This is a genomic window from Marinomonas ostreistagni, assembly GCF_016888445.1.
GTDB lineage: Bacteria > Pseudomonadota > Gammaproteobacteria > Pseudomonadales > Marinomonadaceae > Marinomonas > Marinomonas ostreistagni.
Map to the genome: position 1 here is coordinate 1,101,101 of NZ_JAFEKF010000001.1, position 14,880 is coordinate 1,115,980.

The 14,880-nt window shown below is 48.2% G+C and carries 13 protein-coding genes; 3 read left to right on the plus strand and 10 right to left on the minus strand.

Translation table 11 applies throughout. From position 1 onward, the window contains the following. Positions 1-7: 7 nt before the first annotated feature. From rlmH to JQX58_RS05245, 4 genes are read right to left on the minus strand one after another with little or no spacing between them, the layout of a single operon-like run. On the minus strand, positions 8-475 hold the full coding sequence (gene rlmH / locus JQX58_RS05230) for a 23S rRNA (pseudouridine(1915)-N(3))-methyltransferase RlmH (RefSeq protein ID WP_204145743.1): 468 nt from the start codon (positions 473-475) through the stop codon (positions 8-10). A 13-nt stretch (positions 476-488) separates the two neighbouring features. Continuing rightward, complete coding sequence (gene rsfS / locus JQX58_RS05235) at positions 489-842, minus strand: ribosome silencing factor (protein WP_204145744.1); 354 nt, start codon at positions 840-842, stop codon at positions 489-491. A gap of 14 nt (positions 843-856) precedes the next feature. Beyond that, positions 857-1,522, minus strand: coding sequence for a nicotinate-nucleotide adenylyltransferase (nadD, locus tag JQX58_RS05240; RefSeq protein WP_338040675.1), 666 nt, complete (start codon positions 1,520-1,522; stop codon positions 857-859). Continuing rightward, complete coding sequence (locus JQX58_RS05245) at positions 1,512-2,768, minus strand: glutamate-5-semialdehyde dehydrogenase (protein WP_204145745.1); 1,257 nt, start codon at positions 2,766-2,768, stop codon at positions 1,512-1,514. The genes nadD and JQX58_RS05245 overlap by 11 nt, the downstream gene beginning before the upstream one ends. A 127-nt stretch (positions 2,769-2,895) precedes the next feature. Here JQX58_RS05245 and tsaA point away from each other — a divergent pair, with 127 nt between their 5' ends. Together tsaA and JQX58_RS05255 are read left to right on the plus strand one after the other, a co-directional pair. Next, entirely contained in the window at positions 2,896-3,609 is a 714-nt protein-coding gene (tsaA, locus tag JQX58_RS05250) for a tRNA (N6-threonylcarbamoyladenosine(37)-N6)-methyltransferase TrmO (RefSeq protein ID WP_204145746.1), read from the plus strand. A gap of 3 nt (positions 3,610-3,612) precedes the next feature. Beyond that, entirely contained in the window at positions 3,613-3,873 is a 261-nt protein-coding gene (locus tag JQX58_RS05255) for a hypothetical protein (RefSeq protein WP_204145747.1), read from the plus strand. A gap of 130 nt (positions 3,874-4,003) precedes the next feature. Here the strand turns inward: JQX58_RS05255 and rpsA are convergent, their stop codons facing one another. The 6 genes from rpsA to gyrA form a co-directional block, all read right to left on the minus strand. Continuing rightward, the gene (rpsA, locus tag JQX58_RS05260; protein ID WP_204145748.1) at positions 4,004-5,686 is read right to left on the minus strand and encodes a 30S ribosomal protein S1; all 1,683 of its coding nucleotides are present in this window, start codon (positions 5,684-5,686) and stop codon (positions 4,004-4,006) included. A gap of 158 nt (positions 5,687-5,844) precedes the next feature. Then, on the minus strand, positions 5,845-6,528 hold the full coding sequence (cmk, locus tag JQX58_RS05265) for a (d)CMP kinase (protein ID WP_204145749.1): 684 nt from the start codon (positions 6,526-6,528) through the stop codon (positions 5,845-5,847). 15 nt (positions 6,529-6,543) lie between these two features. Beyond that, entirely contained in the window at positions 6,544-8,757 is a 2,214-nt protein-coding gene (locus JQX58_RS05270; RefSeq protein WP_204145750.1) for a prephenate dehydrogenase/arogenate dehydrogenase family protein, read from the minus strand. A 28-nt stretch (positions 8,758-8,785) separates the two neighbouring features. After that, complete coding sequence (pheA, locus tag JQX58_RS05275) at positions 8,786-9,907, minus strand: prephenate dehydratase (RefSeq protein WP_204145751.1); 1,122 nt, start codon at positions 9,905-9,907, stop codon at positions 8,786-8,788. Between the two features lie 23 nt (positions 9,908-9,930). Continuing rightward, entirely contained in the window at positions 9,931-11,013 is a 1,083-nt protein-coding gene (gene serC / locus JQX58_RS05280) for a 3-phosphoserine/phosphohydroxythreonine transaminase (protein WP_204145752.1), read from the minus strand. A gap of 75 nt (positions 11,014-11,088) precedes the next feature. Then, positions 11,089-13,776: a DNA gyrase subunit A gene (gene gyrA, locus JQX58_RS05285; RefSeq protein WP_204145753.1), complete on the minus strand. Its 2,688-nt coding sequence runs from the start codon at positions 13,774-13,776 to the stop codon at positions 11,089-11,091. Positions 13,777-14,153: 377 nt separating this feature from the next. On the opposite strand from gyrA, the gene ubiG reads away from it, so the two are divergent. Then, positions 14,154-14,876, plus strand: a complete 723-nt coding sequence (gene ubiG, locus JQX58_RS05290) for a bifunctional 2-polyprenyl-6-hydroxyphenol methylase/3-demethylubiquinol 3-O-methyltransferase UbiG (protein WP_204145754.1) — start codon at positions 14,154-14,156, stop codon at positions 14,874-14,876. Positions 14,877-14,880 lie beyond the last annotated feature (4 nt).

Here is a 14,880-nt window from a genome sequence, read left to right on the forward strand (position 1 = left end):
CGAAACTCTATCTGTGATAGGGGTGATTGTTCATTAGTGTCCAAGCACGGTAGATTTGCTCAGCCAAGAGAATCCTCACCATCGGGTGAGGCAAGGTCAACTTCGACAATGACCATGCCTGATCAGCCCGTGCTGTACAGCGTGGATCTAAGCCATCAGGGCCGCCCACCAGCAATGAAATATTGTAGCCATCCATGCGCCAGCTTTCGGTTTGCTCGGCTAACTGCTCGGTCGACCATGATTTACCTAGTACTTCCAAGGCAATCACTTTGTCACCATTAGGGATCGCGGCTAGCATCGCGTCCCCTTCTTTTTGCACGGCTTTGCTAATGTCAGTATTTTTGCCACGTGGCGCCATTGGCAACTCAACTAGCTCTAAGGCAAAATCTCTTGGTAAGCGTTTGGCGTATTCATCGTAACCTTCGCTTACCCATTTCGGCATTTTTGTGCCAACCGCTATTAACTTAACTCGCATCTATGGCTTGGCCTTAGCGTTGCTCAGGAGTGATGTCCCACAATTTTTCAAGGTCGTAGAACGAACGTGCTTCTTCTGTCATCACGTGTACAACGACATCGTATAGATCAACCAGCACCCAGTCACTGCCCATTTCACGGCCTTCGCTGCCTAGTGGTTGCAGACCTTTACTTTTCGCGTGCTCTACGACATTTTGCCCAAGCGAGTTAACGTGACGCTTTGATGTACCGGTACAGATCACCATAAAGTCCATCATGTCAGTCAGTTCACTCACGTTAAGTACCGTGATGTTATCGCCTTTTACATCCTCAAGTGACTCAACAGCAAGCTCAAGAATTTGATCAGCAGATAATTGGTTTTGGCTCATAGTTTTGGATAACCCTATTTATATAAAGAATGCGCTTCAATGAAGCGTTGTATTGTTTCCGGAACCAAGTACGCTATAGACGCCTGTTTGCGGCAAAGGTTTCGTACTTGGCTAGAAGAAATGGCAAGCGGTGTGAAACTTTCCATCCAAATCTTACCTGAAGGCGCGCATTGTAACTCAGCAGGGCTTTCAGCTCGATGTTTTTCGTAAAATGCTGCCAGTGTCGAAATCAAGTCTGGTTCCCAGCCGGGCCTTGAAATCACCAAGATATGCGCCACGTCCAAAAGCTCCTGCCAACGTCCCCAAGTCGGTAGTGACAAAAAGCTGTCCATGCCAACGACCATAATCAATGGCTCATTCGGACCTAGCTCTTCACGCAGCTCTATCAGTGTGTCGATACTGTAGCTAGGACCTGCTCGCAGAATTTCTCGAGCATCGACCGTTAAACGTGGATCGCCAGTAATCCCCAATTGCACCATATGTAAACGCTGTTCAGCACTCACGGTCGGCTCACCCTTATGAACCGGCTGATAACAAGGAATAAGACGCAGACTTTTAAATTGAAAATAATCTAGAATATCAACCGCTGAGCGCAAGTGGCCGTGATGGATCGGATCAAACGTTCCGCCCATCACCACCGTTCCGAGTTGCTCAGCTTGCGATTGCAACTCAGTTGTCACGTGTATGGCCGTCCCCAAGTACGATGTACTTTTGACTGGTCAAGCCCACAAGCCCAACGGGACCACGGGCGTGGATTTTATCCGTAGAGATGCCGATTTCAGCCCCCAAACCGTACTCAAAGCCGTCAGCGAAAGCTGTAGAAGCATTCACCATGACCGACGATGAATCGACGGCCGCCATGAACACACGCGTCTTGCTGTAATTTTGCGTTACGATTGCGTCTGAGTGATGCGAACCATACGTATTAATGTGGTCAATAGCAGCATCCATATCCGCTACAGCTTTTATAGAAAGCTTTGGTGCAAGGTATTCAGTCTGCCAATCTTCTTCTGTGGCTTCACCGGCCTCAATCACCGCTCGAGTTTGCTCACAGCCCACTAACTCAACACCCTTTTCAGCCAAGGCAACGGCAATACGCGGCAAAAACGTTGCGGCCGCTTGCTCATGTACCAACAAGGTTTCCATCGCGTTACAAACACCATAGCGGCGAGTCTTCGCATTCATTGCAATAGCAAACGCTTTATCAAAGTCCGCTTCATCGTCTACGTACACATGACAAATGCCATCTAAGTGCTTAATCACTGGCACACGTGCATCGTTACTGATGCGTTCAATTAAGCTTTTACCACCACGCGGCACAATGACATCAACAAACTCTGGCATCGCAATTAACAAGCCTACAGCCTCGCGGTCAGTGGTATTGATCACCTGCACCGCCTCTTGAGGCAAATCTGCTGCCGCTAAACCCGCTTGCACTGCTTGAGCAATGGCTTGGTTAGAATAGTAAGCCTCACTACCGCCACGCAAAATCGTCGCGTTACCTGACTTTAGACATAAGCTTGCAGCATCGATAGTTACGTTTGGGCGCGATTCATAAATAATACCGATCACCCCCAACGGCACACGCATCTTACCTAAATGAATACCTGAAGGGCGATACACCATATCGGTGACCTCACCTACTGGGTCTGGCAACGAAGCGACTTGATTAAGCCCCTCGATCATGCCATCGATACGAGCATCGGTCAGAGCCAAACGATCTAGCATTGCTTCGTCTAACCCTTTCGCTTTACCGGCTTCTAAGTCCTTAGCATTCTCCTCTTTGAGTCGAGGTCGTGCTTGCTCCAACGCATCAGCCATTGCATATAAAGCATTATTTTTTTGCTCAGTGGAGACACGCGCCAAAAGACGTGACGCTGCACGCGCCTTCTGGCCGACTTCGTTCATGTAGGATTCTAAGGACATTTTATACTCTCTTATTTAACCAGCGATTTCGCGCCCTACAGGACGCCATTTCTACAGATAACCGTTATACTATCACAACTTACAGATCGTCATTCTCAAATATTGATAGCCGAACCGATAATTTCTCATGACACAGTTTCAATTCCAACAGATCGGCGTTGTCCATTCTTGCTACAAACAAAAATTTGGCATCCCGCGCCAACCTGGATTAGTCAAACAAGCGTCGGCTAGCATTGAATTGCTACCCCCTTTTAATCGACTCGACACGCTTGATGGCCTTGAGGGCTTTTCTCATATTTGGGTGCACTTTATTTTTCATCAATGCATCAACGATAACTGGAAGGCAAAAATTCGACCGCCACGTTTAGGCGGCAAAAAGAAGATGGGGATTTTCGCAACTAGGGCTACCCACCGACCTAACCCACTAGGGTTATCCGTGGTTGAACTACTCAGCATCCGCCAAGAGGATGGCAGAGTCTTCATCGACATTGCTGGTGCCGATTTGCTTGATCAAACGCCAGTGGTCGATATAAAGCCTTACCTACCTTACGCTGATGCCATTACCGATGCGCAAGGTGGCTTTGCCCCAGAACGTACCGAACTGAAACCCGTATTTTTTTCAGAGCTCGCACTATCACAACTTAACGACTATAAAGAAACCTATCAGCGCGACTTAAAGCCTCTCATCGAGCAAGTCATTGGCCAAGACCCAAGACCATCACATATGACCCAGCAACAAGGGCGCACACACGCCAACACACTTTGGAATGCCGATGTAAAATGGGTAGCAGAAAATGGCCAGTTTCATGTGTTGTACATCGATTACCCATTTGGAGATTAGCCGATGAACAAATCCAAAATGCTCAACGCTTACAAGACTGTGAATAAGTTAAAGCAAGCATCACAACCTGAATCAGACACGCAATCTGCCGAGCCACAACTGTATCGCTCAGATTACGATGAGAAACTGATCAAAGAGTATCATTTCGCGAAATTTCAGAAGAATTTAGATCAAATACAACACAATCCAGAACTGACCGAGCTGTTGGAAAAAGCGGAATGGAGTGATGAGGATGTGCAGAGATTGTTGGCCTTATTTCGCTAGCATTCTAGCTATACCCACGTTTATCCACATCTTCTGTGTATAGTTTATTTGTCAATCGATCACTAAAAAAAAGCATAAAAAAAGCGGGCCAAATTGGCCCGCTTTTTAAAACATTATTCTGAGATCAGAATTAGTTTTGGTTCTCAAGTTGAGCTTTGATTAGGTCACCGATTGTAGTCGGGCCATTTGCTTCAGCTTGCTGTTTCTCAGTGTGAGATTTCAGTGCAGCTTTCTCTTCAGAAGCGTCTTTCGCTTTAACAGAGATAGCAATTGTACGAGCTTTACGATCTACGTTCGTGATCGCAGCTTCTACAGAGTCACCTTCTTTCAGTACAGAAGAAGCATCTTCTACACGCTCACGGCTGATTTCAGAAACTTTCAAGTAAGCTTCAACGCCTTCAGCTAGAGTAACAGTCGCACCTTTCGCATCAACTTCAGATACAGTACCAGTTACGATCGCACCTTTGTCGTTTTCAGCTACGAATGCTACGAAAGGATCTTGCTCTAGTTGTTTAACACCTAGAGAGATACGCTCACGCTCAGCATCGATAGAAAGAACAACAGTTTCTAGCACATCACCTTTCTTGTATTGACGAACTGCTTCTTCACCAGTCTCATCCCAAGATAGGTCAGATAGGTGTACAAGGCCGTCGATACCACCGTCAAGACCGATGAATACGCCGAAGTCAGTGATAGACTTGATTGCGCCAGAGATCTTGTCGCCTTTGTTGAATGATGTAGCGAACTCTTCCCATGGGTTTGGAGTGCACTGCTTGATACCTAGAGAAATACGACGACGCTCTTCGTCGATGTCTAGGATCATAACTTCTACTTCGTCGCCGATTTGAACAACTTTAGAAGGGTGGATGTTTTTGTTAGTCCAGTCCATTTCAGAAACGTGTACTAGACCTTCAACGCCCTCTTCAAGCTCAGCGAAGCAACCGTAGTCAGTTAGGTTTGTAACGCGTGCAGTTACTTTCGTACCTTCTGGGTAACGAGCTTTGATTGCTACCCATGGATCTTCACCTAGTTGCTTAAGACCTAGAGATACGCGGTTACGCTCACGGTCAAACTTAAGAACTTTAACGTCGATCTCGTCACCTACAGCGATGATTTCGCTTGGGTGCTTGATACGTTTCCAAGACATGTCAGTGATGTGTAGAAGACCATCAACACCACCCAAGTCAACGAACGCACCGTAATCAGTAAGGTTCTTAACGATACCTTTAACTTCTTGACCTTCTTCAAGGTTAGCAAGAAGAGTTTCACGCTCAGCGCTGTTAGTCGCTTCCATAACGGCACGACGAGATACAACAACGTTGTTACGTTTCTGATCAAGCTTGATAAGTTTGAACTCAAGTTCAACACCTTCAAGGTGAGATGTGTCACGGATAGGACGAACATCTACCAAAGAACCTGGCAAGAAAGCACGGATGTTAGCGATGTCAACAGTGAAGCCACCTTTAACTTTACCGTTGATGATACCTTTAACGATTTCACCTTCTTCGTAGGCTTTCTCAAGAACAGCCCAAGTTTCAGCGCGCTTAGCTTTCTCACGAGAAAGTTTAGTCTCACCGAAGCCGTCTTCAACAGCGTCAAGCGCTACTTTAACTTCGTCGCCGATGTTTAGAGTGAATTCGCCGCTCTCGTTAAGGAATTGAGAACGTGGGATAACGCCTTCTGATTTAAGACCTGCGTGAACAGTTACCCAGTCGCTGTCGATGTCAACAACGATACCAGTAACAATCGAGCCTGGCGCCATTTCTACGCTTTTAAGGCTTTCTTCAAACAGTTCTGCGAAGCTTTGAGTCATTGTGATTCCTATAAATACGGAACAACTAAATGTTCCCTGCCACATCGCCAGCTTATGTGGGGTTAATTTACTTAAATTGCGATTTGGTTTTAACTGGCCCCAAAATCGACTTATCAGAGTATTTTAGCACAATCTTTAAGCATAAATACAGCTGTATCTTAGCAATAGGCAGCTTTGCTTGCTTGCTCTAAGATGGTTTCGACCACTTGTTCAATGGTCATCTCAGTACTATCGATCACTAGTGCACCGACCGCCGGCACCAAAGGGGCAACCGGACGATTGGCATCGCGCTCATCGCGCTCTTTAATGGTGCGCACAAGCTCTTCAAAATCTACTACTTCGCCTTTCTGCTCAAGCTGTAGCTGACGACGTTTCGCGCGCTCTTCTGCGCTGGCGGTTAAAAACACCTTAATCGATGCTTCAGGGAAAACTACCGTTCCCATATCGCGACCATCTGCTACTAAACCTGGCTCATCAACAAAGGCTCGTTGGCGCAATAACAAGCCTTCACGCACCTGTGGCACCGCGGCAAGCTTAGACGCTTGATTACCGACCACTTCATTGCGAATAGCCTGAGTAACCACCTCACCTTCTAAAATAATATCCACTGACCCATCAGCTGTTTGCTGGAATTGGATATCAAGATGCTCTGCTAAAACACGTAGCGCACCTACATCATCCGTTGAAATACCGTGGTGCTCTGCTGCCAACGCCAATAGGCGATACAAGGCACCACTATCAAGCAAATGCCAACCCAGCTTCTCTGCGACTAATTGACTGACAGTGCCTTTACCAGCACCACTTGGGCCATCAATCGTAATAACTGGGGCTTGATTCATCATAACTGTTCCTCTTATTTAGCCGTCCACTGAGCCTTTAAGACCCAGCTGCGCGGCAATTTCTTCTAAGTTTGGAATTTGCTCTAGCAGGTTCTGGCAATCCCTTACGGTTGCCCCGCTACGGCAGCGCGATGACAGCAATAAAAATGCCAACGCCACCAAGTCGTTACCAGCACTGTCTAGATCCCCTCCCTCAGGGGTCCGTCCTTGTACAAATAAAGTTCCGGCGTGCCATTCGCAAGCACCGCCAACATGATTCACACCATCGATAAGCGTCGTGATGCGATCTTCATAAAAGTATGGCAGATGAGCGATCCCTTCGAATTGGCTCGTCCCTTCTGCATACACGGCCGCTGCCGTAAGCAACGGCAAAAATCCACGCAATAAGCGCACTTGCTGAGTATCAAGACTCCAAGCTTGCAACTTAGCGAAAGACACGGTTAATGAACGCGCTGCAAATACCGACTCCACTGACTCAGACCAGTGCAGCTTCATTCCAGCGCCCTCCAGCACTGCAAACAACGCAGCCAAACGTCCTTCTGGCGCCACCCCCGTCAACTTAACGTTAGAGCCTGGTAATAGCGTCGCCAGCAAAGCCACCCAAACCACCTGCTGCGCATCTGCAGGTAACGTTAGGCTTGCGCCTTTGAGACAACCTGACTCAACCTTCAGTTCACCACTTTTGGCATCAGTGTCTAGCGAGACACCAAAACAATTAAATAAGGCCGCCATGGGCGCATCTAGGGTTTCTTCGGAGGTAAAACGACTCACGCCACCACTGAACAAGCTCAACAAAATCGCAGCAGACACCAACCTTGCCGAAGGCTGTCCTGGCAACGTTTGTGTCAACGGCTGAATCGCAGAAGGCTGCACTTTAAACGGTAAACAGTCTGCCGGCGCGCTCGTCACATTAGCCCCAGCCGCACTGAGCAGAGCCAACAATTGTGTGAAAGGTGTATTCGTTAACGCCTCTTCACCAATCACCTCAACTGGGAAGGCTTGACCTGCCAAAACAGGCAACAAGAGATATAAGCTAGTGGCTGAGTTATGCACGTTGATCGGCGCAATCGGTGCCCGTAATCCTTGACGCCCCACCCCATGCACACGCACATAACCGGGTGCAAATTCTTCGATCACAACGCCCATGTCACGCAGCGCTTGCAGCGTTACTTTGACATCGCCAGCCAAATCAATATTAGCCAATTCGCTAACGCCCTCGGACAGGGCGGCCATGATAAGCGCTCTATGTGACAAAGATTTGTCACCCAGCAAAGAAATTTCACCTTGAATAGCAGAGGCTGGCGACACCTGAATAGCCACCTGCTTAGCTTGTGGCTTACCCAGCGTACGCTGCTCCAATAAACGCAAAAAATGGTCACGTGCAGATTTGGCACGAGTAAATACGCCATACATGGATGCGCCGTCCGCATCAACGATCGCTTGGCGCATATCAGCAAGGCGCTCAGTGAACAAATCTAACGTCGACAGCGTTGCCTCTTTGTTGGCCAAAAACACATCGCGCCACATTACCGGGTCACTTGAAGCAATACGCGTAAAGTCACGGAAACCTCCCGCCGCAAAGCGAAAGATATCTTGGCTGCGATCAGCATTGGCCAACGCATCAACTAGGGTATAGGCCAGCAAATGCGGCAAATGACTAGAAGCTGCCAACACATGATCATGATGATCCACATCCATACTGACCACATCTGCTCCGACCGCTCGCCAAAGGCGATGCAATCGATCTAACTGCTCAGGGTCCGAATCCGGCAATGGCGTCACAATCGCCATATGCTTTTCAAACAAATGTGGATTGGCAGCTAGCACCCCACTCTTCTCAGCGCCCGCGATCGGATGCCCAGGAATAAAATTAGCTGGCACCTCACCAAATACCTGCGCCGCAGCCTCGACTACACTACCTTTAGTAGAGCCCACATCCGTGATCAACATATCTGGGCGCCAGTAAGGCTTAATTTCACTCAACACCGAAGCCATCGCTCGCACAGGTGTCGCCAAAATAATAATATCGATCTGACTTAGGGTCTGTTCATCAAGCTTCGCAGGATGATCAATCACCCCAGCAGACACCCCAAGCGTTAGCTCACCGTCGCGACGATCTGCACCAAACAGTGTCGCCAAGCCTTGCTGTTTTAGGCTCTTTGCAAAGGAGCCACCAATCATCCCTAAACCGACGATCAGTACATTACCAAACTCTTTTGTCTTGTCTTGCATAGCAAGTGCCTTCTACTCGTTGTCTCGTTTACAGCACAGCGACTGGGTAAGACCCAAGCACTTTCACTTCTGAGGCACGCTCACGCAGCTCAGCAATGACAGCCTTACAGGCGTCATCTTCGCAGTGGCCAACAAAATCGATGTAGAACACATAACCCCACTTACTAATGAGAGATGGGCGTGTTTCAAGGCGCGTCATATCCACACCATGTCGCTCAAATGACTCCAATAAGTGGTACAAAGCACCAGGTTCATTTTTAGCACTGACTAACAGCGATGTTTTATCTTTACCGCTGGCCGGTACTTTTTCATTGCCAATAATCAAAAAACGCGTGGTGTTCTCAGGGTGGTCTTCAATGTTCGCTGATACAACCGTCAGGTCGTACAACTCACTAGCGATCTCACCCGCAATGGCTGCCACGGCTTTACCATTTTTACCCGCTTCAGAAGCAAGACGTGCACCTTCAGCATTTGAGCTTACCGCGATGCGCTCTGCATGTGGCCAGTAGCGATCCAGCCAGGCACGACATTGGGCTAGTGATTGCTGATGTGAATAGATGTGAGTGACATCGTCCGCATTAATATTCGGCGCCACGAGCAAATTGTGGTGAATGCGAACTTCTACCTCACCACAGATTTTTAAGCGCGAGCCACGAAATGTATCCAAGGTATGATTCACCACACCTTCGGTAGAGTTTTCAACCGGCACCACACCATAGTTTGCAGCACCAGACTCCACCTCACGAAACACCTCATCGATCGCCGCCATCGGCGCACTGATAATGGATTTACCAAAGTGCTTCAACGCTGCCTGCTGAGTAAAAGTGCCCTCAGGCCCTAAGAAAGCAATACGCATAGGACGCTCAAGCGCTAAGCAAGAAGACATCACTTGACGGAAAATCTTCGCCATCTCTTCGTGACCTAAAGGCCCTTTATTACGCTCCATGACGCGACGCAACACCTGAGCTTCACGTTCAGGTCGATAAAAAACAACATCCTGATCCCCTTGCTCAGCAAGTTTCACTTCCGCTACTTTTTGCGCACAAGCGGCGCGCTCATTTATCAAATCCTGGATTTGGGCATCAATAGCATCGATGCGATCACGTAGCAGTGGCAACGTCATCGGAATGGTTTCGTTTTTTGTCGTCATAGAGCGTGTGTCCTAATTACAAATTAACCGTAGCGTTTCTCAAATGCCTGCATGAAGTCTACCAGCGCTTGCACGCCTGCTTTTGGCATAGCATTGTAGATACTGGCACGCATTCCGCCTACTGAACGGTGTCCAGCAAGGGTACGCAACCCGGCTTTTTCTGACTCTTTAAGGAAAAGGGATTCAAGTGACTCATCTGCCAAAATAAATGGCACATTCATACGCGAACGGTAGCGCGAGTCAATTGGGTTAGAATAAAAATCGCTAGCATCGATGGCATCGTACAACAATGCTGCTTTTTCAATATTAATGGCTTCCATCGCCGCCACACCACCTTGCGCTTCTAGCCACTCAAATACTAAGTCAGCCAGATAAATAGCAAATGTCGGCGGCGTGTTCACCATGGAATCTTGCTCAGCCAAGTTAGCGTAAGACCAAACGCTTGGCAGGTTTGCATTATCGCTGCGCGCCAATAAATCCTTACGGATGATATTCACCACGACACCAGCAGGGCCGATATTTTTCTGCGCTCCAGCGTAGATCATGCCGTACTTTGACACATCCAGAGGACGCGACAGAATAGTCGACGACAGATCAGCAATAATAGGTAAATTTGTCTCAGGCAAGTCTGCAAACTCCACCCCACCAATGGTTTCATTAGGCGTCAAGTGAAGGTAAGCTGCACGTTCATCCAGCTCAAGGCTAGCGAAATCAGGCACTGTAGTGTAGCCCTCTGCCTTAGAAGAACCCGCAACAATAACATCAGCGTACTTACGCGCCTCTTTTATGGCCTTGGTTGACCAAGCGCCAGTGTCTAAGTAGCAGGCGGACGAAAAACCGTGGGTTAAGTTGGCTGGAATTTGGGCGAATGATGTCGATGCACCACCTTGCGTAAAGACTATTTCGTAGTCATCAGAAATGCCAAGCAGGCTCGACAGGCGACTCTTTGCGGACGCTAAAATCGAAACAAACTCGTCACTACGGTGACTCATTTCCATGACCGATACGCCTTTACCGTGCCAATCAAGTAGCTCAGCTTGAGCCTTACTTAACACAGCTTCAGGAAGCGCAGCGGGACCAGAACAAAAATTATAAACTCGGCTCATCTGCCTTAAACCTCATTTAATGGCGTGCCGAATGGCACAAAAGAAGGCGCACCCTAGGTGCGCCTTATCGGGCTTTTACTCTTCTGAGCTTGGGGGAGTGCTCGTCAGTTCGTCGCCTGTTTCAGATGTTGCATCATCAGCTAGCTCCTCGTCTGGATCTACCGCTGCATCATCATCCTCTACCACGCGCTCAACACCCACTAATTTCTCATCGTTAGATAAGCGAATCAGTGTCACACCTTGGGTATTACGCCCTTGGCATGAGATTTCAGAAACGCGAGTACGCACCAACGTACCCATGTCGGTAATCAAGATCACTTCGTCCGACTCTTCAACTTGCGTCGCACCCACTACTGGGCCATTACGCTCGGACACCTGAATACCTTTAACACCTTGACCACCACGACCGTAAACGGGGAATTCATCGATCATAGTGCGCTTGCCATAGCCGTTTTCACAAGCCATCAGCACCGCTGTTTCAGTCTCGGCACTTGGCACGATCAGGGACACCACTTTCGCGTCATCCGCCAACTTAATGCCACGTACACCAGACGCAGTACGGCCCATAGCACGCACATCCGTTTCTTTAAAGCGAATCGTTTTACCCGCACTTGAAACCAGCATAATGTCATCATTGCCACTGGTTTGCGCAACACCCACTAGGGCATCCGTCTCATCCAATTTCAGTGCAATCAAGCCGCTTGAACGTGGACGAGCAAAGTGCTCCATCGCCGTTTTCTTCACAGTACCGTTCGCTGTCGCCATAAAGATGTAGCTACTAGCCGCTACGTCTTCGCCGTCTTCAACTTCGGTGTCCACATCGCTGTCTGCATCTGTTTTTTCTGGCGCAGTCAATGGCAACAAGGCGGAGATATGCTCACCCTCAGCCAACGGCAACAAGTTCACAATCGGGCGACCTTTAGAAGCTCGACTGCCCACTGGAATTTCAAATACGCGCAACCAGTACACTTTACCGAAGTTACTGAACAGCATGACAGTATCGTGACTGCTGGTAACTAACAGGTGGCTAATGTGGTCTTCATCTTTCATGCCTGACGAAGATTTACCACGACCACCACGGCGCTGCGCTTTGTACTCTTCAAGTGGCTGCGTTTTGGCATAACCAGTATCCGAGATCGTCACCACCATCGGCGCTTCATCAATCAAATCAGCGATGGTCAAATCTTGCTTAGACGTAAGAATCTCAGTACGACGCGTATCACCAAATTGGTCACGAGCATCTTCAAGCTCATCACGAATCACTTGCATCAAACGATCTGGGTTGGCCAATATGTCTAAAAGATCAGCAATCAAATCGATCAATGATTTGTATTCGCCCAGCAGCTTCTCGTGCTCAAGCCCCGTTAGACGGTGTAGACGCAAATCTAGAATCGCTTGCGCTTGCTCAGGTGACAAACGGTAAACGCCTTCATTGAAGCCGTAAGCAGCATCTAAATCGTCTGGACGACATGCATCAGCACCCGCGCGCTCAAGCATCGCCATAACGTTGCCTGGCTCCCAGGTTTCAGAAATCAACTTCTCTTTGGCTTCTGCTGACGTCGGTGACTGACGAATCAGCTCGATAACACGATCGATATTAGCCAGCGCTACCGCTAAACCTTCTAATACGTGGCCGCGCTCACGCGCTTTGCGTAATTCGTAAATGGTACGACGTGTTACTACTTCACGGCGGTGCTTCACAAAGCACTCTAGCACCTGCTTAAGGTTCAACAATTCAGGGCGCCCATCAACCAGCGCCACCATGTTGATACCAAACACCGTCTGTAGCTGTGTTTGGGTGAAGATATTATTGACCACTACATCTGGGTTTTCACCACGACGCAGCTCGATAACGATACGCATACCTTCCTTATCGGATTCGTCACGCAGCTCGCTAATGCCTTCTAACTTCTTCTCTTTAACCAACTCAGCGATTTTTTCGATCACTTTGGCTTTGTTAAGCTGGTAAGGGATTTCAGTAAAGATAATCGCTTGGCGATTACCCTTTTCCATATCTTCAATATGATGACGGGCACGCATGTAGATGCGGCCACGACCAGTTTTGTAGGCTTCAACTATGCCTGCACGACCATTAATGAAGGCGCCCGTTGGGAAATCTGGCCCTGGGATGTGCTCCATCAACTCATCAATGGTGACATCAGGATTATCAATGACATTCAGGCAGCCATCGATGACTTCACCCAAGTTATGCGGCGGAATGTTGGTCGCCATACCGACCGCAATACCCGCTGAGCCATTAACCAATAGCCCTGGAATACGCGTCGGCAGTACTTCTGGCATGTATTCCGTACCGTCGTAGTTAGGTACGAAATCCACTGTTTCTTTTTCTAGATCCATCAGCATATGGTGCGAAATACGCGCCATACGAATTTCGGTATAACGCATGGCTGCCGCACTATCACCGTCGACAGAACCGAAGTTACCCTGGCCGTCTACCAGCGTGTAACGCATCGAGAAAGGCTGCGCCATACGAACAATGGTCTCGTAGACAGCAGAATCACCGTGTGGGTGATATTTACCGATGACATCACCGACGATACGCGCCGATTTTTTGTAGGGCTTATTCCAATCATTCTTAAGCTCATTCATCGCGTAAAGTACGCGACGGTGCACCGGTTTTAGGCCGTCACGCACATCGGGAAGTGCTCGCCCAACGATTACACTCATGGCGTAATCAAGATAAGAACCTTTCAGCTCATTTTCGATACTGACGGGAATAATTTCTTTGGCTAATTCACCCATAGATACTACCGTTCCTTATGTTTGGAGTAGATCAAGCATGCAATCACTGCTTAACAAGCGCTTTGACCCACTTTTTGTAAGCGCGGCATTATAACACAAGCATTTCATTAACACCCATCATCAATGGTGCTTTTATTTACTTATCAGGCAAACCCTCAGATGCGTGTCAGATAAAACGCCCTAATTCAGCAAAAAATGCAGAATCACACGCAGGCAAGCATCACAATATAAGAAAAATCCGTAACTTAGGACAATACATTAGTTTGTTGCCTGCCCTAGAATCGCTATAATGCGGTAATCCAAACAGGCAAATCGCTCGAATAATCAGTGTAAGCAGAGATTTTTCGCCTGTAGCCACGCAAGAATAGGAACGAGAGATGACCTCAGAGCAAAACAAAACCACCAACGTAGACTTGGATGAAGTTGCTAAATTCGAAGCCCTAGCAAGCCGCTGGTGGGACAAAAACAGCGAATTTAAGCCTTTGCATGACATCAACCCTCTACGTGCCAACTACATCAATGAGCGTGCCAACCTAAACGGCAAAAAAGCCATCGACGTTGGCTGTGGCGGTGGCATTTTGTCCGAAGCTTTAGCGCAAATGGGCGCCACAGTGAAAGGCATTGATATGGGCGAAGCGCCACTTGCTGTCGCCAAGCTTCACCTTGAAGAAAGCGGTCTTGAGATCGACTACGAGCGCATCACAGCCGAAGAAATTGCTGAGCGCGAAACTGAGCAATACGACGTGGTTACCTGCCTAGAAATGCTGGAGCACGTCCCCGACCCAGCCTCAGTGATTCAAGCCTGCATGAAGCTTTGCAAGCCTGGCGGCCACGTATTTTTCTCAACCATTAACCGCAACCCTAAAGCTTACCTATTTGCCATTGTGGGGGCGGAATATGTACTAAAAATGTTACCTAAAGGCACGCATGATTACGCCAAATTCATCCAACCCGCCGAGCTAAGTCAATTTGCTCGTAAAGCAGGCCTTGATGTCACCCATATGACTGGATTGACCTACAATCCACTGACAAAAGTATACAAGCTGAACGATAAAGATGTATCTGTAAACTACATGATGCACACCCAAAAACCGAACTAAGCTC

What these genes read in the sequence shown, in the direction of transcription:
- rlmH (WP_204145743.1), bottom strand. Translation starts at nt 475, where the DNA reads ATGCGAGTTAAGTTAATAGCGGTTGGCACAAAAATGCCGAAATGGGTA.
- rsfS (WP_204145744.1), bottom strand. Translation starts at nt 842, where the DNA reads ATGAGCCAAAACCAATTATCTGCTGATCAAATTCTTGAGCTTGCTGTT.
- JQX58_RS05245 (WP_204145745.1), bottom strand. Translation starts at nt 2,768, where the DNA reads ATGTCCTTAGAATCCTACATGAACGAAGTCGGCCAGAAGGCGCGTGCA.
- tsaA (WP_204145746.1), top strand. Translation starts at nt 2,896, where the DNA reads ATGACACAGTTTCAATTCCAACAGATCGGCGTTGTCCATTCTTGCTAC.
- JQX58_RS05255 (WP_204145747.1), top strand. Translation starts at nt 3,613, where the DNA reads ATGAACAAATCCAAAATGCTCAACGCTTACAAGACTGTGAATAAGTTA.
- rpsA (WP_204145748.1), bottom strand. Translation starts at nt 5,686, where the DNA reads ATGACTCAAAGCTTCGCAGAACTGTTTGAAGAAAGCCTTAAAAGCGTA.
- cmk (WP_204145749.1), bottom strand. Translation starts at nt 6,528, where the DNA reads ATGATGAATCAAGCCCCAGTTATTACGATTGATGGCCCAAGTGGTGCT.
- JQX58_RS05270 (WP_204145750.1), bottom strand. Translation starts at nt 8,757, where the DNA reads ATGCAAGACAAGACAAAAGAGTTTGGTAATGTACTGATCGTCGGTTTA.
- pheA (WP_204145751.1), bottom strand. Translation starts at nt 9,907, where the DNA reads ATGACGACAAAAAACGAAACCATTCCGATGACGTTGCCACTGCTACGT.
- serC (WP_204145752.1), bottom strand. Translation starts at nt 11,013, where the DNA reads ATGAGCCGAGTTTATAATTTTTGTTCTGGTCCCGCTGCGCTTCCTGAA.
- gyrA (WP_204145753.1), bottom strand. Translation starts at nt 13,776, where the DNA reads ATGGGTGAATTAGCCAAAGAAATTATTCCCGTCAGTATCGAAAATGAG.
- ubiG (WP_204145754.1), top strand. Translation starts at nt 14,154, where the DNA reads ATGACCTCAGAGCAAAACAAAACCACCAACGTAGACTTGGATGAAGTT.